This window comes from Sinobacterium caligoides (assembly GCF_003752585.1).
Lineage (GTDB): Bacteria > Pseudomonadota > Gammaproteobacteria > Pseudomonadales > Sinobacteriaceae > Sinobacterium > Sinobacterium caligoides.
The window spans coordinates 234511-258555 of record NZ_RKHR01000003.1; the positions used below are offsets into that span (position 1 = coordinate 234511).

Genomic DNA, 24045 nt, shown 5'->3' on the forward strand with positions numbered 1-24045 from the left:
GCAGCACGAATATCATACTGCAGATAAAGACAAAAAAAGGAGGCTTGGCCTCCTTTTTTATGGTGTCAGCAGTGAAAACATTAGCCTATTTGCTGCCCTAGGTCTATTTCTTACCGCCATGGCGACGCAATTTGCGGTGATGACGATCACGCGTCTCCTTTTCGGCTCGCGTCAACGGACGCTTATCCTCTTTCTCCGCACCGCTCATATCTGCCAGTCCGTTAATTTCATCCTGAGATAGCTCTATCCACTGCCCCGAACGCACTTCAGATGGGATGAAAACATCACCGTAGCGCACGCGTTTAAGTCGACTCACAGTCAACTCTTGCGATTCCCAAAGGCGACGAACCTCACGATTACGCCCCTCCATGACCACAACATAAAACCAGCGATTGATCCCTTCTCCACCGCTTTCAACCACGTCGGTGAACTTAGCAAGACCATCTTCCAGCATTACGCCATCGGTCATCGCCTTGATCTTCTCAGGCGTCACATCCCCCATCACTCGACAGAGATACTCCCTCTCAATCACTGAGGAGGGATGCATGAGTTGGTTCGCCAGCGCACCATCAGTGGTAAATAGCAACAAACCAGAGGTGTTAAAATCTAATCGCCCAACAGAGATCCAACGCTCCCCATGCAGCCGAGGCAGGCGGTCGAATACCGAACGGCGCCCCTCAGGATCGTTACGCGAACAGATCTCCCCTTCAGGCTTGTTATAAAGCAGGACTCGACGACGCTTTTTCTCCAGCGAGCGCTGAAGAGGACGGCCATCGACAACGATCTTGTCCTCGTCCTCTACACGGTCGCCCAAGGTGGCCAGCTTGCCATTGACGCTAATGCGCCCCGCTGAAATCCAGCGTTCCATTTCACGCCTTGAGCCAACACCGTTGGCTGCCAATACTTTCTGTAGTTTTTCGCTCATTCACTTTTGCTCATTAGGGGCGACCGGTTCGTCTGCATCGTCCAACTCATCGTCATCCAACACTTCTGCCAACAGGTCAAATCCTGGATCTCTATCTCGCTCGGGCTCACCGCCATCTGTTGGCGAATCATCTCGATCAAACGTGCGACGCTCTGCGTCTTCAGCCTCTTTATCAGAGGGGGGGTATTCTAACGTTGCTGGCGACGAGGTTCTATCAGTATTCTCATCAATATCAGTCTCATCATCGACATCGAGCTCAGCTACCTCAGCCATGAGGTCCCAGCTACTCATCTCCTCAAAGCTGTTTGAGGGGGGGACGTCCTCAACCAGCCCCACTTGCTGAGGGTCCTTTTGTTCCTCTCTTTGCTGCTCCTCGCTCGGCTCGTTTGCCGATTCTGCAGGAAACTTACCATCCATTTCTGCCCCTTTGTCAGCGCTCGCCTCAGGGGAGTCCTCCATCAACTCGCTCTCTTCTGGTCTAGCCAGCTCCTGCTCTGAAGACTCTTCAAGCTTTCGCTGTTGACGCTCCTCGTCTAGACGCTCATCCTCTGCCGCCTGCAATTTCTCTTGCTCCGCAAGCCGCTGCTCTCTTTCCAGCTCTCGCTGCTCAATCTGCTTAGCCTCTTGTAGCACCTCCGCCTCAAAGTTTAGCTCTTTCGCAACCGCATCAAGGTCTCTTATCTCAGACAGGCTCGGTAGCTCATCGAGATTTTGCAGATTAAAATAGTCTAAAAAGCTACGAGTAGTCGCATACATAGCGGGGCGTCCTGGGACATCTTTATGGCCGACAACCCTAACCCAGTCTCGCTCACTCAGCGCCCTGATAATATTTGAGCTGACCGCTACGCCACGAATATCCTCGATTTCACCTCGAGTAATGGGCTGGCGATATGCAATCAGTGACAGCGTTTCGAGCATCGCTCGAGAATACTTCTGCGGCCGTTCTTCCCATAACCGCCCTATCCAATGAGCATAGGCCGCCTTAACCTGCAACCGATAGCCTGACGAAACCTCTTTGAGCTCAATGCCTCGCGACCCAAGCTCTTCCGCCAACGCCGCCAACGCCGCCTCAAGCTCTACGCGTTTAGGGGCATCGGCGTCGCCTTCAAACAGAGATAGCAGCTGTTTAATGCTGAGAGGCTTTGCAGCCGCCAACAATGCTCCCTCAACAATATTCTGCAGTGTTCTTGCATCAATACTCATATCACTTTTGCCTTCACATGTATCGCGCCAAACATCTCTGCCTGCACGATCTCCACTAGCGACTCCTTCACCAACTCCATAATGGCAAGAAAGGTTACCACCACGCCTAGGCGCCCCTCATCACCACTAAAAAGCGCAACAAAAGGAAGAAAGCTACGTCCACGCAGTTGCTCCAACACATCAGTCATGCGCTCACGTGTCGACAACATCTCCTTCTCTACATGGTGAGAATCAAACATCTCAGCCCGAGACAACACCTCACCAAGAGCCAATAACAATTCTCGCATATCGACATCAGGCTCCAAGCGCTGCCTTTCTAGCTCTGGGGGTTCAGCACTCACTGGATGAATATCACGCCCAACACGCGGCAGCTCATCGATATTTTCAGCTGCGAGTTTAAAGCGCTCGTACTCTTGCAGCCTACGAATCAGCTGGGCGCGAGGGTCGTCTTCCTCCTCTTCCTCCCCTTCAGAACGTGGCAGCAACATACGCGACTTAATTTCAGCCAACATCGCCGCCATGACCAAATACTCCGCTGCCATCTCGAATTGAGCACCTTCCATCAACTCAATATAAGCCACGTACTGCTTGGTAATTTCCGCCACGTTGATATCAAGAATATCGATATTCTGTCGGCGTATCAGATACAGCAATAAGTCCAAAGGCCCCTCGAAGGCCTCTAAAAAAACCTCCAAGGCCTCAGGCGGAATATAAAGATCTTTTGGTAACTCAGTAACCTGCTCACCATTAACAAGAGCAAAGAGTTCACCCTGAGAGGGCTGCAACTGCTGGCGGGCGCGTTCTAACCGGCTATGGATCTCGTCGACATCATCTTGGGTGGCTGCATTGTCATCGGCGTACTCATCTTCCTGCTCTGTCGCCAGCACATCAACAGGCACCTCAACCTCTCCGTCTTCACTTATAGTCATCAGTCTACCTGGTGCCTGTAAGTCTTCTGGGTGCCAACAGGAAACCTAGTCTCGCCGAATAAGTGTTTCTTCACAGGCATTCGAAACCACTAGTATCACCTAGACCTTGCCGTACAATCGAGACGTCGCTATCGAGCATAGAGATCACCGAGGAGGGCTCGATGCCGCAATAGCCACCATCGATGATTAAATCTGTTGCGTGCTCCAACTGGCCCCGGAATTCATAGGGATCGGTCAACGGCAGTTCATCACCGGGCATGATCAACGTCACACTCATCATCGGCTCTCCTAACTCCTCCAACAGCGCCAAGGCTATGGCGTTATTCGGCACACGCAGGCCGATCGTCTTACGTTTTGCGTGCATCAATCGGCGGGGCACCTCTGACGTCCCTCGTAAGATGAACGTATAGGGCCCTGGCGTATGGCTCTTAATGAGACGATAGGCCACATTATCGACCCGCGCATATGTGGCAATCTCAGATAAGTCTCGACACATCAAGGTAAAATTATGCTTATCATCGAGGCGGCGAATACTTCGAATGGCCTCGGCCGCGCGTTTATCCCCTAAGCGACAACCAATAGCATAGGCCGAATCAGTGGGGTAGACCACTATCCCCCCCGATAAAATAATATCGACCGCCTGCTTAATTAATCGGGACTGCGGGTTGTCTGGGTGTATCTGAAAAAATTGACTCATAAAAGCTCCTTGGCCATACCGCCCAAGTCATCCAACACTGAATGTCAGATAGATATTTATAGTGATACTAACTAGGCCCACAACTTAACGCCGTAGTGCAATAGAGTTAGATTCGTATTGATGTATTGTCGCTATATACTACGACATAGCTTTAACGTGTTGCCAGATCGGCGTCAAACCTTCACCAACCGTTGGCACCACTGCCAAATCATTCCAACGGTATTCTGGGTTGTGAAAATCGCTACCAACCGAAGCTAGCAAATCGTATTTAGCGCAGAGCTCTTCTATCGTTCTGCGAGTATTAATATGCTGAGATCGCCCTGCCATCTCTATCCCACGACCTCCTGCGGCCGTAAAACAGTCTAATAGCTGACTGAGTTTGGTGCGGGTCAACTTGTAGCGCTCAGGGTGAGCGACCACGGCAACCCCCCCTGCATCGACAATCCAGCCAACCACCGTCTCTAGGGCTGGCCAACCACTTTTAACATCACCAGGCTTACCGCTGCCGAGATAGCGATCAAACGCTTGCTTCGTCGATGTGACATACCCCTGATCAAGCATAAACTGAGCAAAGTGTGGGCGCCCTATTTGTGAGTCCCCCGCAATTGCCTTTGCTCCCTCAAGACAGCCTGAGAAGCCCAGCTTTTGCATCCTCTTGTCGATCGTTAACGCACGTTGCTGGCGAACATCTGTTTGTTGCGCCACCCCTTTTTCTATCTCAGGATGATCGATATCAAAGCCAAGTCCGACAACATGAATAGACCGCTTCCCCCACAAGCAAGAGAACTCGACACCACTGACAAGCTCAGCCCCTCTCTCTATGCTCCCACTTGCCAGAGCGGCTGAGAGCTGACGACAACCCGCAACCGTATCGTGATCGGTGAGTGCCAACCGTTGCGCTCCATTACCGCAGGCACGCTGATACACCTCCAGCGGGCTGAGTGTTCCGTCCGAGGCAGTACTATGACAATGAAAATCTACAACAGGGCGCAAGATATGATCGACTCTCTTTAAAGTATGCTTTCAGGCCAACTCTGGTCGAAAGCATATTGGTGTACAGGTTAGAATTCGTTATGATGTCGCACAACTTGTGCCAACAACTTCTTTATAATAACACTCGAGCGGCCGTAAACCCCACCATTACTAGGTAATTTCTTGCAATGAAGCAAATAGCAGAACTCGTCCCCATCCTCCTATTTTTTATCACCTATAAAATGGATGGCTATCATCTATCAGCCGCCGGCATCGATTACACCTTTGACGGCATCTACACCGCAACCTCCGTCCTCATTGCCGCCACTCTGATCGAACTTATTGTCAGTCGCCTCATTCGCGGGCACTTTGAGAAGCGTCAACTGTGGATGGTCGCTGCCGTTTGCCTATTCGGCGGCCTGACTTTAGCCCTGCGCGACAACACCTTCATCATGTGGAAGCCAACGATCTTCAACTGGGGGATGGCTATCGTCTTCATCGGCGCGCAGATCTTCACCGAGAAAAACCTACTCGAAAGAATGCTGGGCAGCCAAATTTCGATACCCAGCGCAATCTGGAAGCGCCTTAATACGCTCTGGGCCAGCAATTTTATCATCGTCGGTGCGCTCAACCTCTACGTAGCTTATCAGTACAGCGAAGACTTCTGGGTCAACTATAAGCTATTTTCATCCGTCGGCTTCACCGTATTGCTGCTGATAATAACTGCTGTAATACTGACGCCACACCTGAAAGATGACCTTAAAGAGAGCGAATAACATGCTATATGCCATCATCAGTCAAGATCACCCCAACAGCCTTGAGAAGCGTTTACAGGCCCGACCGGCCCACCTCTCTAGGCTCGAAGAGCTCAAGAACCAGGGCCGACTCTTCGTCGCAGGCCCTCACCCCTCCATTGACAGCGAAGCCCCCGGCAGTGCAGGGTTTAGCGGCTCCCTAGTTATTGCCGAATTCGATAGCCTTGACGCAGCTCAGACATGGGCCGATAACGACCCCTATATCGACGCCAATGTGTATAGCCAGGTAACCGTCAAACCGTTTAAAAAGGTGCTACCTTAAAACAATCAAGCCCAACCGCCTGCAATCATGTCAATGCAGGCGAACACCGTCTTCAGTAGCACGTGACCCTGTTCTCATCTGATCAAAACTTGTCACAAACATATCAAAACTACTGCGGATCGATATTGACAGAAAAAATCTGTCTATTACATTGGTCGTAGACCATTTCAATGGGTTAGAATGTCCTCACTCCGTCCGCGACCAAATTGTCGTGGATGGCTCATTTATCCATCTACACCGAACACGAATTATGAAGCTATCATCTTACGCGACCATCCAGCAATCCATCCGCCGAAGCCTCTCTATTATCGTCTTAGCCAGTGTCGCTACGCTCTCGTTCCTTGCCGCCACTAGCAGCGCTCAAGCAGCCGAATACCGCTATGTCTCAGACGTCATGCTAATTAACATGCGTAGTGGACCAACCAACGCCTACCGCATCATCAAACGCATCAAAAGCGGTACAGAGCTCACCGTCCTTAAACACAGCGACGACAACACTTTCACCCAGGTACGCCTCAACGATGGCACCACCGGCTGGGCCCCCTCTCAATACCTGATGAAAGAGAAAGGTACACGCGAGCGTCTCAAAGAGGCACAAAAGCAAATTGCTATGCTGTCACAAGATGCTGGCCCAATGCTTAAAAAGATGAAGGCTACCGAAACAAAAAATCAAGAGCTACAAGCTAAGAACCTACAGCTAACCAGCGAAAACAAGCAGATAAGCGCCGAGATCAAGGCAATCAAGATTGCCTCAGCCAATGCAATTGGCTTATCCAACAGCAACAAAACCCTGGGCGAAAGCAATCAGATGCTCAAGAATGAAATCGATGTACTTACCGCCGACAATGAACGCTTGAAGGATAAATCTGATCTAGAGTGGTTTATCAACGGCGCTGGCACAGTCGGCTTCGGCGTTTTGCTTGCCTTAATCATTCCGCGCCTCATCCCCAAGAAGCGACGCAGTGATTGGAACTAACGAGACATTGTCTCTATATCACTCCCTGTGAGCGGTGGGCCCCTACGAACAATAAATCGATAGGCCTCACCCCTCAAACAGTACCACAGCCGCTCAAAAGGCGCCTAAAACAATGATCGTTAAGGCCTTACGCCGAGGAAGCAACATGAAACGCAGCGCTAGTCTATTACTGGGTACCAGCCTATTTTTGGCATATAGCCAGCTATGCCTTGCCATCAACCCAAGCGTGGTCATTGAGACCAACAAAGGCGACATCACTGTAGAGCTCTACGCTGACAAAGCACCGATTACCGTGAAAAACTTTCTCGGCTACGTGGATAGCGGGTACTACTCAGGGACCATCTTTCATCGAGTCATCCCCAACTTTATGATTCAGGGCGGTGGCTTAACTGAACAAATGAAAGAGAAAGCAACACTCGCCCCCATTAAGAATGAAGCAGATAACGGCCTATACAACGAGCGCGGCACGCTTTCTATGGCAAGAACCTCTGACCCTGATAGCGCGACTTCACAGTTTTTTATTAATATCCGCAACAATCTCAGCCTCGACAAACGCGGTGGAAATGCAGGCTACGCCGTCTTTGGCAAAGTCACTGACGGCATGTATGTGGTTGATGATATTGCTGTGCAACCGACCACCACCAAGGGGCCTTTCAGCGATGTGCCAGTCGAGCCCATCCTGATCAATGAGATCTACGTCAAGGCCAACGAAAAACCTATACCCATCGAGCCTATTCGCCCTGAAAAGCAGCCAGCCAAGCCTGTTGAAAGTAGCGTAGACGGGCCTGTACCCGCTAAAATAAAAGCTAAAGACGACAGCGCGCCCAGTGCACCTAAGAAGTCTACCGAGACCGCACACTAGCCTCACAGATCATTTTAATCGTCGAAGCCCGCATCAGCCGGCTTCGTCCACCGACCATAGAAACTATCGTTATGACCGCACTCAGCATCAACCTCAATAAAATTGCACTCATTCGCAACTCTCGCGACACGATCTACCCCTGTGTCGTCAAGCACGCTGAGATGTGCCTCGCTGCAGGTGCTGACGGCATCACCGTCCACCCCCGCCCCGATCAACGACACATTCGTGCGGACGATTGTTTTGAGCTCGCCAACGCCATCGATGCTGAGTTCAACATTGAGGGCAACCCTTTCGCCGCCCCCATGCATAGCAATCGCAGTGGCGTCAGTGACTACCCTGGCTTCATGCCGCTGATTCGTCAAATCAAACCCGCACAGTGCACTCTCGTACCCGACAGCGATAGTCAGCTGACTTCGGACCATGGCTTCGACCTGCACCAAGATTTTGATCGCCTAAAACCAATCATTGACGAACTCAAAGAGCTCGGTGTGCGCAGCAGCCTCTTCATGGACCCGATCCCCGAGCAGATAGAACTGGCCGCCAAACTCGGCAGTGATCGTATCGAGCTGTACACCGGCCCCTATGCTGCAGCATTCGACTCTCAGCAGGGCCTTAAAGAATCTATCGATAATTTCGCCGAAGCTGCTCGCGTTGCTGCCGCCTGCGGCATAGAGCTTAACGCAGGCCACGACCTTAACATCCATAACTTACCACTATTCTGCCAACGACTGCCAAACCTGCTTGAGGTTTCAATAGGCCACGCTTTCACCGTAGACTGCATTGAGATGGGCCTAGTGAACGCCGTACAGGCATACCGCCTTGCTTTAACACAATAAACGACAGTCTCCGCTCATCACCCAGAGCAGATGAGCCCATTGACGGACCTAAGAAATATCCGGACATCAACAATCTATGGCCATTCTTGAACGATTCAGCCTCGGTGACCTCGACGCAATTCGCGTCGGCAGAGCCAACCGAGGCATCACGTTAAGCTTTATAATCTATCGTTGCGACAACACGCTTATCGACTTCGGCCCCGCCAATCAATGGCAACACGTCAAACCATTTATCGAAGAAAAGACTCTAGATCAGCTACTCTTAACCCACCACCACGAGGACCATAGCGGCAACGCGCATAATATTGCCAAAACTACCGGACTCACCCCCTACACCTCTTCATCGCTAGCCCATAAGATGAGCGAAGGTATAAAGGTACCTTACTATCGACGCATAGCGTGGGGGAGCTACAAGCCCACCCCCTTCCGAACGCTACCCGAGCACCCCCTGCAGCTGAGTAATGGCGACACCATAGAAGCCCTCTTCACCCCCGGCCACACCGCCGAAATGCACTGCTTCCACTTAGCTGATCGTGGCTGGTTATTTAGCGCCGACCTCTATATCGCCAACAAAATTAGCCTAATGACCGCAGGTGAAGATGTAAGCTTAATGATTGATAGCTTACAACGCTGTATCGAGCTTGATTTCGACACCATGTTCTGCGCTCACCGCGGCATCGTCAACGAGGGGAAGAGTGCATTAATCGCCAAACGTAACTACCTCACTGAACTTGCCGAACAGTGCTCATCTCTTTGGCAGCAGGGACACAACAGCGAGCACATTACGCTAAAGTTACTCGGCAAAGAAGGGATGCTGAAGCGTGTCAGCAACGGCAAATATTGTAAGCACAACTTAATAAAGTCCTGCCTCAAACATCATCAGCTCAACCCCAATGAGCGGCCTTAGCCTCATCACAAGACCTTAAGGGCGCAAGCTCTCATAATAGCTCTTAAAAGCACGCGCTCGGCTCAGCTTTTCAACGATCACAGCGTTACCAGGCTGTAACTCCAACGCCCGCTGCCAACTCTCAATTGCCACCTCAATATCGCCTAAGGTGTAAGCCGTATTACCCTCCATCACATAGCCTGTCACAGCTCGATCCAGCAACAATTGTAAGGTTTCTCGATAGCCCTTCATTTCATTTTTGGCGACCCCTAAATCCTGCATTTTCACCAGTTGGTCTGCCGCCATCAATAACTCCCCTTCAGCCAGCATCACCTCAAAGTCAGCACAGGATTGTTTACGCGCATCGACTAAGCGCTTATTTTTTTTATGGCTCCTCGATTTCGCCGCTTCGCTCAACTCTCTAGATAAACGCTTTATATCGGCATCCACGCTATCATCCTGGGCTAGCTGCTTAGCCAAACGATAATCTTTCAGGGCCACACTCAGGCGCTGTTGCTGCTCGTGGATAGCCGCCGTCGACAAGACATATGGCAACAACAATTTAGACTCATTGTGATACTGCTTATACAGCGCCTGAGCACGCGCATCCTCCGGATTAACAGCCAGGATAGAATTTACAGCTGCAATAGCCTCTGGCAAACCATCTGCACGCTGGTAATTCAATTCTCGCCAACGCCAACGCAAATGATCCTCGCGTGCACGCAGCAATATCTGCCGATACGCAAGCATCTCAGCACTAGGGTAGTTTTTCACCCCCTGCTCCAACAACTCTACGGCCTCCAGCCAATGCGCCTTATTAACTAAAGATTTCCCTTGAGCCACGACACTATTACGGTATTGCTCTGCCTTACCTCTAACCTCATCAAGCACAGGCGCCAGATTGAGCTCAGGGTTCCTCGCCTGTTCACGCTCAACGGTATGAATTGCCTGCTGGAAATGTTTTTCGGCCAGCTGATCCTGCAAACGTACATCAAAGGCACCGCCACCGATCGACTCACAGCCACCCAATAGCAACAGCAAGCCATAAAGTATCTTCATCCTCATGTTAGCGAGGTCTTCGATGTCATCAAATCATCGATCAGACTATCCATTGTAAGCTTGTATTCCGAAATCACATCATCAACGACATAAGTCTGCACAGGCAACGATTTGCCCCGTATATTTATCTTCTTATAGTAGGAAAGCATAGCTCGCTCCGGTCTTTCTAATGCACGCTCAAAGTCTTCGGTAATAATGATTTGCCCACCTTCGGCCTCACCACAAAGTCGCGACGCTAGATTAACAGAGTCCCCCACTACCGTGTACTCCATTTTCTTCTCGCTCCCCAACACTCCAGCCAACATTGGTCCACTGTTAATACCTATGCGCAATGAGACCGCGGGCAACTGGCAAGCTTCTCGCCGACGATTTAAGACCTTCGTTAATTTTTGCATCAGCACGGCACAGGCTAGCGCTTGAAACTGATGATCTGCATTAGGCTTGGGCGCACCAAACACCACCATCGCACAGTCTCCGATAAACTTATCGACGGTACCAAAATATAAGTCAGAACAGTGAGTGAAGTAACTAAAATACTCATTAAGCAAATCGGCGACCTGCTCTGGAGTCAACCCCTCTGACATAGAAGTAAAGCCAACTATATCTGCAAACAATACTGTCGCCTCGACACGCTCCCCCTTGATCCGAATCTCCTCCGCCTCAGCAATCACCCGCTTGGCAATATCCTGATTGACAAAGCCCGCCAGCATCGCCTCCACCTGCTCCTTCTGATACAGCCCTTGCCCCATATCACTTATCGCATGCAATAGCTGTCCGACCTCGTCTTGACGACGATCTTCTTCGACCACCGCCGACTTATAGTTACCCGACCCCACCTGCTTCGCTGCATATAAGAGCTCTGCAAACGGCTTATTAATCCTACGACCAATTAGCAGTGCGCCGATGACCGCCAATACGGACAACCCCGCCCCAACCCCTAAAATCAGCTTCAGCAGATGTTTGTACGTTTTCGCCATCTCGTTATGGTCGAGCAGAAGGGCAACTCTTCCTCCTGAAATCTGCCGAAAGACGACATCAGTGACAAAGTAATACATGCTACCGCTGCTAGCAGCCCTCAACAGCGCCTCATGGTCTCCCGCCGACACCACTATCGTGCCATCACTCGATACAATCTCTATGGCCTTTATCTTGCCTTGATGCGTACTTTGCTCCACCTGTAGCTGCAACGACATGTTATCACCGGTGAACAACGGTTCTGTCGCCGCTGATGCCACCTGTGCCACTAAGGCCCCACCAAGGTCCTGCAGCTGTTCATCCTGTAACTGGTTCTGCTTGTTTAATACGGTAATGCCGAAAACCGACACGCCGCCAATCGTCAACACCGCAATCAGCAATGCCAACTTAACCCCCAGGGAAAGCTTTCTATTCACGTCACTAGCCATGGCTATCTATGTAAAACCTCTATCAAGAAACGCTGCAAGCACCTTCAACGACCCCCTCTCAGACCAAACACGACATGATTTGATCCAACTCCTAAGAATTGATAACTATTAACCGATAAAAATAACACCTTATCGATAAATTTGCGCTGATATACTAGTGTCACCGACAACTTAATTTATCAACGAGGGTATTTTGAACGCCACCGACATATCATGCCTACGCATACTCGATAGACAGATGCAGCGAAACCGCCTAAAACTGTCACTAAAGACACTCATTCTTACACTTTTTTTTACCAGCCAACTCAGCTGGTCGGCCACCGTACTGCTGTATCACCACATCAGCACTACAACCCCCCGCGCCACCTCTACCAGCCCAGAAGAGTTTCGCCAACACTTACAAATGATAGAAGATGAAGGTTTCGAAGTTTGGCCCCTCAGTAAAATCACTCGCTACTTGGCAACCAATCAGCCACTACCCAGCCGAGTAACAGCTATTAGCTTCGATGATGCTTTCTCATCAATATTGACGGAAGCCGCCCCACTACTCGAGCAGCGTCACTGGCCATACACCATCTTTGTAAACTCTAAAGCTGTCGACGAACGACACAGCCACATGCTCAATTGGCAGCAGCTAAATTCACTACAAAGTCGCGGGGCTGAGCTCGCCAATCACAGCCACAGCCACAGCCACTTAGTCAAACGGCTCAACGGCGAGACCGAAGAACAATGGACGCAACGTATGCGTACCGAGATAACGACAACAAGCAAAAAGCTCAAGCAACATACCGGCAGCGAAAGCACACTCTTCGCCTATCCCTATGGCGAGTATGATTATCCCCTACAAGCCATCGTCAGGGAGCTTGGCTTCACCGCTTTTGGCCAGCAATCTGGCGCACTTTCTGCTGCTTTAGATAACACTGCTCTCCCGAGGTTTCCTGCAGCAGGGGCCTACGCCAACCCTAAGACACTACGCACCAAACTTCTCTCACAGGCAATGCCGCTTGCCAAGGTTGATATTATCAGCGGAGACGAGATCAACGGCCTCACCCCCTACAAGGTCGACATCCCGAAGCTGAAGCTACAGTTTAATGACGGCAATTGGCGTTTAGGGCAACTCAGCTGTTTCGCCAGCGGTCAGGGCAGAATCAAAACCCATCGCGAAGGCAACAGCGTGACCGTCGAAGCTAACCAGGCAATCAGCATTGGTCGCTCACGCTACAACTGCACCATGCCAAGCAATGAGGCTGGTCGTTACTACTGGTTCTCGCAACCCTGGATTCGATTTAGCAAAGACCAACAGTTACCTAACGACTAGGCCCACGCACAAAAAAGGCAGCTACAAAAGCTGCCTTCCCCCCTTTTCTCGACAACACTCAGCAAGAGGAGCCTGCTACAAATAGCAATGTATTAGCCTCCTCCGTCTAGTTCATCAAGGTTATTGAAGACAATCATGCGCTGTATCTCATCGACATAATGAGCGCCTCGGGCCGAGTAGCTCCCCAAGCCAACCGCCAATTCAGCACCACTTAATGACTTATTCTCCGCACGAAGCTTGCTTCTGATATCGCGTAACGATTTATAGGCCTTATGCGTATTCAGGTTTAAAAAGTAAGCACGTACAGAGCCACCCGTATCTTCAAAGGCAGCGACCTCATAGATCTCTCCCACCGGGCGAGATTGCGGCACAATGCCACAGCCTTGACGAAAGCACCACTGACCAAAAAAGTTATTACCCTGCTTCGCGAAGCGAGAGGTCCCCCAGGCAGATTCATTCGCCGATTGAGAAAGGGCCAATGATGGCGGAATAATATCTATACGATTTCGTAACCTTTTTATTAGCTCATCATCGTCATCAATTAGATGTAACAGCTTATAACGTGTAGCCAACCCCCTCAATACCGCCTTCTGATTGCTATTGAGACCACCTTTACTCGCTATTTCCTGAAGCGTTAACAACTGCTCACGCTCCGCCAATATATGCTGATTTTCAGACTCAATATATTCGCCTAAGTAGCCGAAAAACGCCTTTTTACGCGCCGTAACACCTTTAATTTCACTAAACTCGGGGGTATCCAATAGTTTTGTTGCTGGCAACTTAACACCAGCTAAAGTACTCAATCCACCTTTCGCTTCCGCATCAGTTCCATTGTTAGAGTGAGTAGGCCCCTGTAGCAATACGACCTTAGTGGCAGCCAATAATATCGCGGCTACATAAATAATTGTTATTGGCTGCGTCTTACGTCTCATTTCCATCCCCGCGTCATTTCATCGCCCTCATAATATACCAATCAATCTCCACGCAACAGAACCCCCCTCTGCCTCATGCTCAATAAGCGGTCGATTATCGACATAAAAGAAACAAGAACAAAACCCAATGTAGATCAAAGACTGGCTGTCTTGCTCGTTCTACGGCATAATCGGCTCTAACGACGATACCACCATGCGGGTCTAGATAAACGAACGGCTAGCCATTCGCTGTCACTCGCACCGATTAGAGAACCTATATAATTATGGCTGATACTAGCTACCATCATGGCAACCTACGCGAGAGTTTGATAGAGCTGGGTATTACCCATCTACATGAAAAAGGTGCAGAGAACATTAGCTTACGCGCTCTAGCACGAGAAATAGGCGTCTCCCAGACCGCGCCCTATCGGCATTTTGAAGATAAGAACAAACTCTTGGCAGCGATCGCCATCTACGGCTTCGAGCTTCTCGCCAATGACGTCAACGAATCACTTCAAGATGTCAACGATCCTGTTAGTATGTTACGGGCAATGGGGCACACCTATGTTCGCTTTGCTATCAATAACGTTGAAATATTCAAGCTCATGTTTGGCCCAATCCTTGGCAACCGCAAAGCCTATCCTGATTTACTAACCGCAGGGCAGCGCCGCTTCGAACTTGTCGAGCTAGGCTTGAGCAGTGGCATCAAGAGCGGTCAATTTGCCGATACAGATATACCGCTAACGGCCAACTCAATATGGGCGTCTTTGCACGGCTTAGCGATACTGATGCAAGACCGTTACGACCGCTTCCCTGGCCTATCGACAGAGCAGCAGATCGACACAAGTCTTGACATATTGATTGCCGGCCTCAAAAACAACCCTGTCGGCAAGAACAGCCGAACAGTAACTGCTATCTAAGTGAGCAGTCAGTCATTGATGCAGGTAATGACTCACCTGCATCAGCTCCACGCCCGTTGAATATTGCCTAATGCCTTTACGCATTGACCGCCACTCAGGCAACAGCTGCTCCATCCACTGATAAAAGCGTACGCTATGGTCAAACACCCTTAAGTGAGTCAACTCATGGGCAATGACGTAATCTGCATAAGCAACCGGCAGCTGTATTAATGCGGTACTCAAGTTAATATGACCAGCAGCACTGCAACTACCCCACCGGCTCCGCATATACCTCAGTTTAAGCGCCGGCTCGGTAACCTGTAACTGCCGGCACCAATGAGCCTTTAACGTCAAACGCCGCGGCAAATGGCGCTTAGCGACAGTCAACATCCAGCTCTGCAAGTAGCGCCGAAGACTCTCATCATCGTCACCCGCTAATAAGTAAACCGTTAACGTCTCAGCCCGTAAAACGATACGGCGAGCCTCAGCGATAACAACCACAACCTTACGCGGCCGTCCAAAGACCAGAAAATCCTCCCCAACACGCAGATCTTGAACCTCGAGCCTCTCCTGCAGCCAATCACTGTGTTGCTGCACAAAGTCATTAATGTACTTTTTACTCGTCCGCCGAGGTGCTCTCACCTCCACCACACCGCCGGGCAATAAATACAAACCCACCGTCTTACGGCGCATGAATTTAATGCGGTAGTCGATCACTGACTTAGGATTCGCCTGCTCGCCCGGGACAGCCGCCATCTTAAGTGGTTACCTGAAGCGACGCCGCTATGCAGCGCAGCACACCATAATCCAACAGATTACCTAACGCTTCACGAACCGGCTTTACACGAATAGAGCCATCACCTTGCCTGCCGTACTGCTCAATAGCGTCGAGCGCTAAATGTAAGTGCTGCTCGGTAATATCAATAACTGCCGACAACTCTACACGCCCCTCTTCTAATAATTGCGCACAGTGACCATAGACTGTACTTTCAGACAGCTGTCGCTGAATAGCAATCTGCGCAGGTGACATACCCGACTGCAACAAAGCTTGAGTCTCCCAGACCGTATTACCCGCCACCGACTCACCACTGTGACTCTGTAGATAATCATCAATGACAGCAAGGAAGGTACTTCCGTAGCGTTCAAGTTTAGTTGCCCCAATACCACTAATGGACAATAGCTGCTCATTATCGACGGGCTTACTCTCCATCATCTCCATCAATGTTGCATCACTAAAAATGACATAAGGCGGCACTCCCTGATCATCAGCCAGTCGCTTACGCGTCTGTCGCAACTGCTCCCACAGCAACTGATCAGTACCACTCGGCGTCCCACGCCTCGTTTTTCTCGTTCCATCTTGCTTCGTCACTGGATCGCGGCGTAACGATATCTCCTCCTCCCCTCGAAGCACGCTCCTGCAACTTGCTGCAAGCTTCAGCGCCCCCCAAGAGTCGACATCAACAACCAGCAAGCCTCTTGCGACCAGCTGACGAAATACCGAACGCCACTCCTTATCCTTTAACTCTCGGCCAATACCAAATGTCGATAGCTGGCTATGCCCATATTGGGAGATCTTATCACTCTCTTTGCCTAGCAAAACGTCGATAACATGGTTGGCACCAAACCGCTGTCCCGTACGGTAAACACACGAAAGTGCTTTCTGCGCTGCCAACGAACCATCCCAAACTACCGGTGGCGTCAAACAGTTATCACAATTGCCACAGGGCTCAGCCTCTTCACCAAAATACCGCAACAACACCTGGCGGCGACAACTGCTGATCTCACACAGTCCCAACATAGCATCCAAACGCATCGATTCGACTCGCTTGAATTCCTCATTACCATTAGAGGCCGCCATCATCTGCCGCATATTGATGACATCTTGAAGTCCATAGACCATCCACGCTGTGGCACTTGCACCGTCACGACCCGCTCGTCCCGTCTCCTGGTAATAGGCCTCAACGGATTTGGGTAGATCAAGGTGGGCGACAAAGCGGACATCCGGCTTATCGATACCCATACCGAAGGCGATGGTCGCCACAATGATCACACCATCTTCACGAAGAAAACGCTGCTGATTAGCCGCCCTCGTCTGTACGGGCAAACCTGCGTGATACGGCAAGGCTTTATAGCCTTGCTGAGCAAGCCACGCAGCCGTTGAATCAACACGTTTACGTGACATACAGTAAACGATGCCTGCATCTCGAGGGTGATCTCGCTTAATAAAAGCCAGCAACTGCTGCTTAGCTGTCTGTTTCTGCGCAATTCGATACTGAATATTGGGCCGGTCAAAGCCGCAAATATAGTGGTCTGCTTGCTGCAAGTGCAGGCGCTCAATAATGTCTTGCCTAGTTCGCTCGTCGGCCGTTGCCGTTAAGGCCACCCTGGGCACCTGAGGAAACTGGTTAAGTACTGAATCGAGCTGTAAATAATCACTACGGAAATCATGCCCCCACTGACTAACACAGTGCGCCTCATCAATAGCGAACAGCGATATTTTACAACTCTTCAACAGGGCAATTGTTCTTGGCTGTATCAGACGCTCAGGTGCGATATAGAGCATTTGCAAACGGCTGTCACGTATCGCATCCTCCGTGGCGCGCTGTTGATCAAACTCCAGGGTTGAGTTAAGAAAAGCCGCCTCTACGCCCAGCAAGCGCAAGGCGCTCACCTGGTCTTGCATCAAAGCAATCAGCGGCGACACAATAACCCCTACCCCCTCTCTAACAATCGAAGGGATCTGATAGCACATCGACTTGCCTCCACCGGTAGGCATGATGACAAGGGCATCACGACCGCAATTAAGGCCGTCGATAATTTGATCCTGTGGGCTACGAAACTGGTCGTAACCAAAGACCTCGGAGAGTATTCTTTGGGCATCTGTTAGCATGGGCGGTATTATACTGAGCCCTCCTGAAAAGTAACTAAACAGTGATAAATAGTCCGCGATCCTTCATAACAGCTAATCTCCGAGACTCTTAAACGGTAACGACTCCATGTACGACCCTAAGCAGATTATAGAAGACGACAAGTCTTTCGTCTGGCACCCCTACTCATCGACCCACAACCCTACTGACAACTACCCTGTAGTCTCGGCTAACGGCGTGAGACTACAGCTTGCAGACGGCCGCCAGCTTATCGACGGCATGGCCTCCTGGTGGTCGGCGATACACGGTTACAATCACCCGACACTGAATCAGGCAGTCAACAAACAGATTGAAGACATGAGTCACGTCATGTTCGGCGGCCTAACACACCCTCAGGCTGTATCGCTCTGCAAGACACTGGTAGAAATCACCCCTAAAGATCTCGACAAGGTATTTCTCGCCGACTCGGGCTCTGTCTCCGTCGAAGTCGCCATCAAAATGGCACTGCAGTACTGGCTATCACAGGGGATTAAGAGCAAAACAAAGCTATTATCACTACGAAACGGCTATCACGGCGACACCTTCGGTGCCATGAGCCTCTGCGATCCAATAACAGGCATGCACCACCTGTTTGAGCACTCCATGCCGCAGCACCTGTTTGCCGAGGCACCTACCATGGGCTTCGACACAGCATTCGATGAGCGTCATATTGCCGATCTAAAGCGGCAGCTCTCAGAGCAACACCAGCAAATCGCCGCCGTCATTGTTGAACCTATCGTACAGGGTGCCGGAGGCATGCGCTTCTATTCTCCCGACTACCTCAAACGTATTCGCGAGCTATGTGATGAATTCAATGTATTACTGATCGCAGATGAAATCGCCACCGGCTTTGGCCGCACCGGCAAACTCTTTGCGTGTGAGCACGCAAATATCAGCCCCGACATCCTTTGTCTCGGTAAAGCTATCACGGGGGGCTACATGACCTTAGCCGCAACACTTTGTAGCAACAAGGTGGCACGAGGGATCTGTGACGGAGAGGCCGGCGTACTGATGCACGGACCAACGTTTATGGGCAATCCGTTAGCCTGCGCAGTCGCCAACGCCAGCATCCAGTTATTACTAGACAGCCCCTGGCAACAGACGATCAAGAGAATCGAGCAGCAATTATTGCGCGAGCTTAGCCCCGCCAAAGCACTAACTCAAGTAGACTCTGTTAGGGTGCTAGGCGCTATTGGCGTCATTGAGATGAAGGAGGCCGTTGTTATGACTGAGCTCACCCCTAAGTTTGTCGATGCCGGTATCTGGGTCCGCCCTTTTGGTAAGCTGATCTACATCATGCCGCCTTACATCATCAGCAGTGAAGACCTCAGCTTACTCACCAGCCGCCTTGTTAACGTTATCACCACTAGCTAAGCAGTAAATTTAAACGAAAAAAAGGAGGCTCAAAGCCTCCTTTTTTTATTTGAGGGATGTGATCCCTAGCTTAGTCTAAATAACGACTAGCCCAATGTACCCGTTGCAAGACCAACGATGTAAAGAACCGCAACAATAGCGACGGCAGGCTTAATATCTCTGTAACGCCCTGACATCAACTTCACGGCAGTATAAGCCACAAAACCCATACCGATACCGTGTGAGATTGAGAAGAATAACGGCATACCGATAGCAGCAATCCACGCTGGCGCAGACTCTGTCATGTCATCCCAGTGGATATTGGTCATGTCAGATGTCATCAACAAACCAACAAACATCAAGGCCGGTGCCGTCGCGTAGGCTGGAACAAAGCTTAGTAGTGGCGAGAAGAACATGGCCACCAAAAACATGATACCTACCACAACAGCCGTTAAACCAGTACGACCACCAGCAGCAATACCAGCGCCAGACTCAACATAGGTTGTAACAGAGGAAACACCAATCGCTGCACCCGCTGTTGTCGCCGCGGAGTCAGCCACCATTGCACGCCCCATATTGTCAAATTTACCATTCTCGTCAGTCAAACCAGCCTTAGAAGCTGTTGCCATCAAGGTGCCGGAAGTATCAAACAAGTCAACAAAGACAAAAGCCAACACCACCGAGATCATGCCTGCCTCAAGCGAGCGGCTGAAGTCCATGGCAAAAACTAGTTCGCTCATTGAAGGGGGAGCAGACACTAAGCCGCTGAAGTGTGTCAAACCAAGGAACGCTGCAATGATACTGACGATTAGAATAGAGACCAATACCGCTCCGGGGACTTTTTTGTGGTCCAGAGCAATAATCAGTAATAGACCAAAGCCTGCCAAGATTGGACCCGGCGATGTCATATCACCCAACTTAACCAAAGTCGGCTCAAAAGAGACAATGATGCCTGCATTCTTGAATGCAATAATGGTCAGGAATAAGCCGATACCAACGGTGATACCGTGGCGCAGACTCTCGGGAATACTACCGATAATCCATTCGCGGATCCGGAAGGCAGATAACAGAAAGAAAATGATACCCGAGACGAAAACGGCTGCTAGCGCCTGATTCCAGGTATAACCCATACCGCCAACAACGGCGAAAGCAAAGAAGGCGTTTAACCCCATACCTGGTGCAAGACCAGCAGGAAAGTTAGCCCAAAGACCCATCACAAAACAGCCAAGTGCTCCTGCGACGGCAGTGGCGACAAATACAGCATGTACTGGCATACCTGCTGCACCCATAATATCTGGGTTGGCAAAGAGAATGTAAGCCATTGTAAGGAAGGTTGTAAGGCCGGCCATCACTTCAGTTTTCACTGTCGTGCCATGGGCCTTTAATTTAAACATTTTTTCCAACATGGTCCGCTTAACTCCTGGAATCTGACTAGTGGTGCAAGAGCGCTTATAACTCGACACTCCGCTTCCGACTAGACGACATCAATACATTTAATAAACTCTATTATGTTTTTATAAGTAAGCAAACGCCCCCCGCGGATCCGTGAACTTACTTACTTACAAACGAATTTATATTAAAAAGCTGTCCTTTGCGACAACTTTTGTTGTTTTTAACTGGCCAACAAAAAACTGAAGCGGCTGAAAACAGCCGCACAAATATAGCGACAGAGCATCAATTAGCAAGAAATAATTATATCAATCAGCAGTATACGTACTTATACCTATACGCAATAAGTGTAGCAAATGCGCTTCCGATCCCGCCCATGAAAGCTGCCTACTCTCACAAATTAAGATATGGAATACCCTATAGCGATGTAAGCTAACCCACACCTTTTAGAGAGGCAACAATCCCTGGCCAAACATCAGGCATAGTCATATAAGGTGCGTAGATCCCAAGCCTATCAGAAAAACCGCCATATCGTTGTTTAAGTCGTTTAGCCATGTTCCGAGGCTCATCACACACTGCAAATGCCTGTAGAAAATCATCATCAATTAACGCCGCCATCTCACTCCAACGCCCCTCCCTGGTTAATCTATTGAGCTCTGGCTGCAGCTCAGCATAGCCAAGGGCCTCCATCGGCGGGAGATAAGCTTTTGTCGAGGCATAAAAAGCCAAGAGCCCTTTTACGCTCTGCTCAGCCGCTCGATACTCCTCCTCGTTATTACCTGTCACACATATCGCCGTCGCCGATACAGTAAACGATGAACGCTCTTTTTCTTGCGCACGTAGCTGTTTATCGATAACAGACAGCTGTCGCTCTCTGATAAAGCTTTCAGTGTTAAAAGGATGAAGAATTAAGCCATCAGCAACTTCAGCCGCCACCTTTGTCATCAATGGACCCAGTGCTCCCAGCATAATATTGGGTACCCCGTAGCGGTTAGGTTTTGCATCAAACATCGGTGTCATCAACGTGTGCTGGTAAAACTCGCCATCAAAGTTAAGCGGACTACCTTGCTGAAAGCAGTCAAAGAAAGCCTTTATCGCTAAGATTTGCTCGCGCATTCGCCGAGCAGGCTGGCTGAATTCACAGCCGAAGCGTCGCTCAACATGGGCCTTTACTTGCGAACCCAAGCCAAGACTAAAACGCCCTTTCGACATCGTTTGTAAGTCCCATGCTTGGTAGGCCAAATGGGCTGGATTTCTCGGAAACGCCACCGCAATCGCCGTAGCGATATCCATACCGGGGGCGTGTTCAGCCGCTAACAACAGCGGAAAGAAGGGATCGGTATTTCCCTCCAGCGTGTAAACGCCATCATAACCAGCTTCCTGTAACCGTTTGGCTTCACTGGCTGCATTTTCGACGGTGGCATAAAACGGGCCATCAATCTTCATAAACACCTCTATTTTATTATTCTATTAGGCGCTGCTCGGATACATCCTTGATGGCATAAAACGCCCTGTGATTTACGCTCGGGCAAGCTCTTCCCTCCCGCCCATTGCAAAGCCGGCATCGACAACAAAACGACTGCCTGCATCACTATACTGAAGAGCGCTGTGGCTGTATCCGTGTAACTAGCCGTTTATACCGCCTTAATAGGCGAGACTGTTAAGTGCTCTTTTATGCCCAAAACCTTGCGACCATCGCATTAAACAAGGCGGGCTTCTCAGCGTGCAACCAATGACCAACCCCGGCAATCATTTTAAAGCTGAAGGATGGGAAGTAAGCCCGTATCATGGTCTCAGCATCGCGAGTTATATAGTTTGAGTTTTCACCCTTTATAAAAAGTGTCGGTCCCTGAAAGCTCCCCTCTATATCTGGCCCTCTGGCAATAAGCTCATAACCCTGCTCTAACGCCTGTATATCCGCGCGCCAGTTATAGCCACCCTCCTCATCCTTGTAGAGATTTTTTAACAAAAACTGACGAACGCCTGCATCCTCAACATAAACAGCCATCAAGCGATCGGCATCGCTGCGACGAGATATCTGATCAAGAGGTACTGCTTTTAGAGCTGCAAAGACATTTCGATGCCGATGCTCCAAGTAATGAACGGGTGCAATATCTACAACAATCAAAGACTCTATGCGTGTAGGCGCTAGTAATGCCATTTGCATGGCCACTTTACCGCCCAGGGAGTGCCCCAACAAACGAAAGCTATCGATACCGAGCTGGTCAAGTGTCGCAAAAACACTCGCCGCCTGCTCACTATGACTCACACCTCCTTCGCGAGGAGAGCGGCCATGATAGGCAAGGTCTGGCAAAATCACACGGTACTGCTCAGCCAACGATTTAGCCAAAGCTAAGAGGTTGTCACCCATACCAAACAAACCATGGATAAGCACGACAGGGGCGCCTTGGCCCAACTCACGATAATACAACACGATAAAACAACCTCGAACGATACAATAGAGTAGTAATCAACGCGCCATTATAGCTCAGCACTACTGCATTAGGGCAGCATTCAAGCTAGAATCATCTGCCACCAGTTACAATATAAACAAAACAAATACGACAAACTTCAGAGGTACTTAACGTGAGGCTATTTTTCTTCACCCTGCTATTAATCACACTCTCCGCCTGCTCATCCACCTCATACAACCCCACCATCTTCTCGTATCAACTGAAGAAGGGCGAATCTGCCGAGCAAGTGAGCAAGGCAATGAATAACGTCATCGTTGCGACGATTAATTTCGGTGTGCCATCACGAAAGTACCTACAAAAGGAGCAGTATAAGGTGGATTCCGCTGTTGAGTCCTACCTAGAGTCACATAACTATAACGTACTGCCTGACTACCATTTTAAGAACGCACTCAGAAAAGCAAGCTACGAGTACGGCAAATACTACGACGAGCAAACAGGTAAGCTTGATCGAGCGACACAACAAAAAGTCTTACTCTCTATCCTCAAGCAGCTTAGGGAGCAAACTGATGCCGATACGATTATCTTTACAGACCTCATCGAACGAAAAATAAGCTTTACTGCCAATATGCAAAAGCAAGCCCGTTTTGATGGCGTTACTCGCAAGGTTTCAATGCAAGGGCCCGGCAATGGCGTCCCAAGTGACTTCGACTGGAATCAATTGGTTGACGCAGCATCATTGCAAGTTGCTATCTTCGACATGCAAGGCGAGGTGCTGTTTCATTCTATCGGCGGTATCGACGCCACCCAATCCATCGACACGCGCAAATCCCCCCCTCTCTTCGTACGTTCTCGCAAGGTTCTCAATAGCATGGGGCACATCGAAGAGGCCGTCGAGCTTGCCTTCCACCCAATCATCGTCATGAAGGATTACCCTAGCAAAGCGCAGTAATACAGACTCTCGCTCTTCAAGCCAAAAGCTGACCAAAAGGACAAGCTGTTGATATAACAATTATTGTCCCGCCTTGTCGAT

At 50.0% G+C, this 24045-nt stretch carries 23 protein-coding genes; 10 read left to right on the plus strand and 13 right to left on the minus strand.

Annotated elements, in window-relative coordinates; translation table 11 throughout:
• Nucleotides 1-103: 103 nt before the first annotated feature.
• From rluB to EDC56_RS01295, 5 genes are all read right to left on the minus strand, one after another.
• A complete protein-coding gene (gene rluB / locus EDC56_RS01275) occupies nt 104-925 on the minus strand; it encodes a 23S rRNA pseudouridine(2605) synthase RluB (RefSeq protein WP_123710724.1) in 822 nt (273 codons plus the stop codon).
• The gene (gene scpB / locus EDC56_RS01280; protein ID WP_123710725.1) at nt 926-2128 is read right to left on the minus strand and encodes an SMC-Scp complex subunit ScpB; all 1203 of its coding nucleotides are present in this window, start codon (nt 2126-2128) and stop codon (nt 926-928) included.
• The gene (locus EDC56_RS01285) at nt 2125-3057 is read right to left on the minus strand and encodes a segregation and condensation protein A (protein WP_123710726.1); all 933 of its coding nucleotides are present in this window, start codon (nt 3055-3057) and stop codon (nt 2125-2127) included. The genes scpB and EDC56_RS01285 overlap by 4 nt, the downstream gene beginning before the upstream one ends.
• 70 nt (nt 3058-3127) lie before the next feature.
• The gene (locus EDC56_RS01290) at nt 3128-3754 is read right to left on the minus strand and encodes an L-threonylcarbamoyladenylate synthase (protein ID WP_123710727.1); all 627 of its coding nucleotides are present in this window, start codon (nt 3752-3754) and stop codon (nt 3128-3130) included.
• Between the two features lie 138 nt (nt 3755-3892).
• On the minus strand, nt 3893-4747 hold the full coding sequence (locus EDC56_RS01295; RefSeq protein WP_211333521.1) for a PHP domain-containing protein: 855 nt from the start codon (nt 4745-4747) through the stop codon (nt 3893-3895).
• 167 nt (nt 4748-4914) lie between these two features.
• Here EDC56_RS01295 and EDC56_RS01300 point away from each other — a divergent pair, with 167 nt between their 5' ends.
• The 6 genes from EDC56_RS01300 (at nt 4915) to EDC56_RS01325 (ending at nt 9384) form a co-directional block, all read left to right on the plus strand.
• On the plus strand, nt 4915-5502 hold the full coding sequence (locus tag EDC56_RS01300) for a septation protein A (RefSeq protein ID WP_123710729.1): 588 nt from the start codon (nt 4915-4917) through the stop codon (nt 5500-5502).
• Nucleotide 5503: 1 nt separating this feature from the next.
• The gene (locus tag EDC56_RS01305) at nt 5504-5803 is read left to right on the plus strand and encodes a YciI family protein (protein ID WP_123710730.1); all 300 of its coding nucleotides are present in this window, start codon (nt 5504-5506) and stop codon (nt 5801-5803) included.
• 250 nt (nt 5804-6053) lie between these two features.
• A complete protein-coding gene (locus EDC56_RS01310) occupies nt 6054-6779 on the plus strand; it encodes a TIGR04211 family SH3 domain-containing protein (protein ID WP_123710731.1) in 726 nt (241 codons plus the stop codon).
• 145 nt (nt 6780-6924) lie between these two features.
• Nucleotides 6925-7641, plus strand: a complete 717-nt coding sequence (locus tag EDC56_RS19850) for a peptidylprolyl isomerase (protein WP_123711721.1) — start codon at nt 6925-6927, stop codon at nt 7639-7641.
• A 71-nt stretch (nt 7642-7712) separates the two neighbouring features.
• Entirely contained in the window at nt 7713-8477 is a 765-nt protein-coding gene (locus tag EDC56_RS01320; protein ID WP_123710732.1) for a pyridoxine 5'-phosphate synthase, read from the plus strand.
• 76 nt (nt 8478-8553) lie between these two features.
• Nucleotides 8554-9384: an MBL fold metallo-hydrolase gene (locus EDC56_RS01325; protein ID WP_123710733.1), complete on the plus strand. Its 831-nt coding sequence runs from the start codon at nt 8554-8556 to the stop codon at nt 9382-9384.
• 15 nt (nt 9385-9399) lie between these two features.
• Here EDC56_RS01325 and EDC56_RS01330 read toward each other — a convergent pair whose 3' ends face one another.
• Complete coding sequence (locus EDC56_RS01330) at nt 9400-10428, minus strand: tetratricopeptide repeat protein (RefSeq protein ID WP_148059270.1); 1029 nt, start codon at nt 10426-10428, stop codon at nt 9400-9402.
• On the minus strand, nt 10425-11825 hold the full coding sequence (locus EDC56_RS01335; protein ID WP_123710735.1) for an adenylate/guanylate cyclase domain-containing protein: 1401 nt from the start codon (nt 11823-11825) through the stop codon (nt 10425-10427). The genes EDC56_RS01330 and EDC56_RS01335 overlap by 4 nt, the downstream gene beginning before the upstream one ends.
• Nucleotides 11826-12018: 193 nt before the next feature.
• Here EDC56_RS01335 and EDC56_RS01340 point away from each other — a divergent pair, with 193 nt between their 5' ends.
• Nucleotides 12019-13143 (plus strand): polysaccharide deacetylase family protein, encoded by a 1125-nt coding sequence (locus tag EDC56_RS01340; RefSeq protein ID WP_148059271.1) that lies wholly within the window; start codon nt 12019-12021, stop codon nt 13141-13143.
• 92 nt (nt 13144-13235) lie between these two features.
• Here the strand turns inward: EDC56_RS01340 and EDC56_RS01345 are convergent, their stop codons facing one another.
• Nucleotides 13236-14075 (minus strand): glucosaminidase domain-containing protein, encoded by an 840-nt coding sequence (locus EDC56_RS01345; protein WP_162844046.1) that lies wholly within the window; start codon nt 14073-14075, stop codon nt 13236-13238.
• 263 nt (nt 14076-14338) lie between these two features.
• On the opposite strand from EDC56_RS01345, the gene EDC56_RS01350 reads away from it, so the two are divergent.
• Complete coding sequence (locus EDC56_RS01350; RefSeq protein WP_123710738.1) at nt 14339-14974, plus strand: TetR/AcrR family transcriptional regulator; 636 nt, start codon at nt 14339-14341, stop codon at nt 14972-14974.
• 12 nt (nt 14975-14986) lie between these two features.
• On the opposite strand, the gene EDC56_RS01355 is transcribed toward EDC56_RS01350, so the two are convergent.
• The gene (locus EDC56_RS01355; RefSeq protein ID WP_123710739.1) at nt 14987-15709 is read right to left on the minus strand and encodes a M48 family metallopeptidase; all 723 of its coding nucleotides are present in this window, start codon (nt 15707-15709) and stop codon (nt 14987-14989) included.
• 1 nt (nt 15710) lies between these two features.
• Nucleotides 15711-17843 (minus strand): DNA helicase RecQ, encoded by a 2133-nt coding sequence (recQ, locus tag EDC56_RS01360; RefSeq protein ID WP_123710740.1) that lies wholly within the window; start codon nt 17841-17843, stop codon nt 15711-15713.
• Between the two features lie 106 nt (nt 17844-17949).
• Between recQ and bioA the strand changes: the two genes are divergently transcribed.
• Complete coding sequence (bioA, locus tag EDC56_RS01365; protein ID WP_123710741.1) at nt 17950-19233, plus strand: adenosylmethionine--8-amino-7-oxononanoate transaminase; 1284 nt, start codon at nt 17950-17952, stop codon at nt 19231-19233.
• An 86-nt stretch (nt 19234-19319) separates the two neighbouring features.
• On the opposite strand, the gene EDC56_RS01370 is transcribed toward bioA, so the two are convergent.
• The 3 genes from EDC56_RS01370 to EDC56_RS01380 form a co-directional block, all read right to left on the minus strand.
• Nucleotides 19320-20618 (minus strand): NCS2 family permease, encoded by a 1299-nt coding sequence (locus tag EDC56_RS01370; RefSeq protein WP_123710742.1) that lies wholly within the window; start codon nt 20616-20618, stop codon nt 19320-19322.
• A gap of 415 nt (nt 20619-21033) precedes the next feature.
• Nucleotides 21034-22047, minus strand: a complete 1014-nt coding sequence (locus EDC56_RS01375) for a TIGR03617 family F420-dependent LLM class oxidoreductase (protein ID WP_123710743.1) — start codon at nt 22045-22047, stop codon at nt 21034-21036.
• 226 nt (nt 22048-22273) lie between these two features.
• Nucleotides 22274-23035 carry an alpha/beta fold hydrolase gene (locus EDC56_RS01380; protein WP_211333522.1) on the minus strand — a complete coding sequence of 254 codons (762 nt, stop codon included), beginning with the start codon at nt 23033-23035 and terminating at the stop codon, nt 22274-22276.
• A 152-nt stretch (nt 23036-23187) separates the two neighbouring features.
• Here EDC56_RS01380 and EDC56_RS01385 point away from each other — a divergent pair, with 152 nt between their 5' ends.
• Nucleotides 23188-23964, plus strand: a complete 777-nt coding sequence (locus EDC56_RS01385; RefSeq protein ID WP_123710744.1) for a hypothetical protein — start codon at nt 23188-23190, stop codon at nt 23962-23964.
• Nucleotides 23965-24045: the final 81 nt, after the last annotated feature.

What these genes read in the sequence shown, in the direction of transcription:
- rluB (WP_123710724.1), bottom strand. Translation starts at nt 925, where the DNA reads ATGAGCGAAAAACTACAGAAAGTATTGGCAGCCAACGGTGTTGGCTCA.
- scpB (WP_123710725.1), bottom strand. Translation starts at nt 2,128, where the DNA reads ATGAGTATTGATGCAAGAACACTGCAGAATATTGTTGAGGGAGCATTG.
- EDC56_RS01285 (WP_123710726.1), bottom strand. Translation starts at nt 3,057, where the DNA reads ATGACTATAAGTGAAGACGGAGAGGTTGAGGTGCCTGTTGATGTGCTG.
- EDC56_RS01290 (WP_123710727.1), bottom strand. Translation starts at nt 3,754, where the DNA reads ATGAGTCAATTTTTTCAGATACACCCAGACAACCCGCAGTCCCGATTA.
- EDC56_RS01300 (WP_123710729.1), top strand. Translation starts at nt 4,915, where the DNA reads ATGAAGCAAATAGCAGAACTCGTCCCCATCCTCCTATTTTTTATCACC.
- EDC56_RS01305 (WP_123710730.1), top strand. Translation starts at nt 5,504, where the DNA reads ATGCTATATGCCATCATCAGTCAAGATCACCCCAACAGCCTTGAGAAG.
- EDC56_RS01310 (WP_123710731.1), top strand. Translation starts at nt 6,054, where the DNA reads ATGAAGCTATCATCTTACGCGACCATCCAGCAATCCATCCGCCGAAGC.
- EDC56_RS19850 (WP_123711721.1), top strand. Translation starts at nt 6,925, where the DNA reads ATGAAACGCAGCGCTAGTCTATTACTGGGTACCAGCCTATTTTTGGCA.
- EDC56_RS01320 (WP_123710732.1), top strand. Translation starts at nt 7,713, where the DNA reads ATGACCGCACTCAGCATCAACCTCAATAAAATTGCACTCATTCGCAAC.
- EDC56_RS01325 (WP_123710733.1), top strand. Translation starts at nt 8,554, where the DNA reads ATGGCCATTCTTGAACGATTCAGCCTCGGTGACCTCGACGCAATTCGC.
- EDC56_RS01330 (WP_148059270.1), bottom strand. Translation starts at nt 10,428, where the DNA reads ATGAGGATGAAGATACTTTATGGCTTGCTGTTGCTATTGGGTGGCTGT.
- EDC56_RS01335 (WP_123710735.1), bottom strand. Translation starts at nt 11,825, where the DNA reads ATGGCTAGTGACGTGAATAGAAAGCTTTCCCTGGGGGTTAAGTTGGCA.
- EDC56_RS01345 (WP_162844046.1), bottom strand. Translation starts at nt 14,075, where the DNA reads ATGAGACGTAAGACGCAGCCAATAACAATTATTTATGTAGCCGCGATA.
- EDC56_RS01350 (WP_123710738.1), top strand. Translation starts at nt 14,339, where the DNA reads ATGGCTGATACTAGCTACCATCATGGCAACCTACGCGAGAGTTTGATA.
- EDC56_RS01355 (WP_123710739.1), bottom strand. Translation starts at nt 15,709, where the DNA reads ATGGCGGCTGTCCCGGGCGAGCAGGCGAATCCTAAGTCAGTGATCGAC.
- recQ (WP_123710740.1), bottom strand. Translation starts at nt 17,843, where the DNA reads ATGCTAACAGATGCCCAAAGAATACTCTCCGAGGTCTTTGGTTACGAC.
- bioA (WP_123710741.1), top strand. Translation starts at nt 17,950, where the DNA reads ATGTACGACCCTAAGCAGATTATAGAAGACGACAAGTCTTTCGTCTGG.
- EDC56_RS01370 (WP_123710742.1), bottom strand. Translation starts at nt 20,618, where the DNA reads ATGTTGGAAAAAATGTTTAAATTAAAGGCCCATGGCACGACAGTGAAA.
- EDC56_RS01375 (WP_123710743.1), bottom strand. Translation starts at nt 22,047, where the DNA reads ATGAAGATTGATGGCCCGTTTTATGCCACCGTCGAAAATGCAGCCAGT.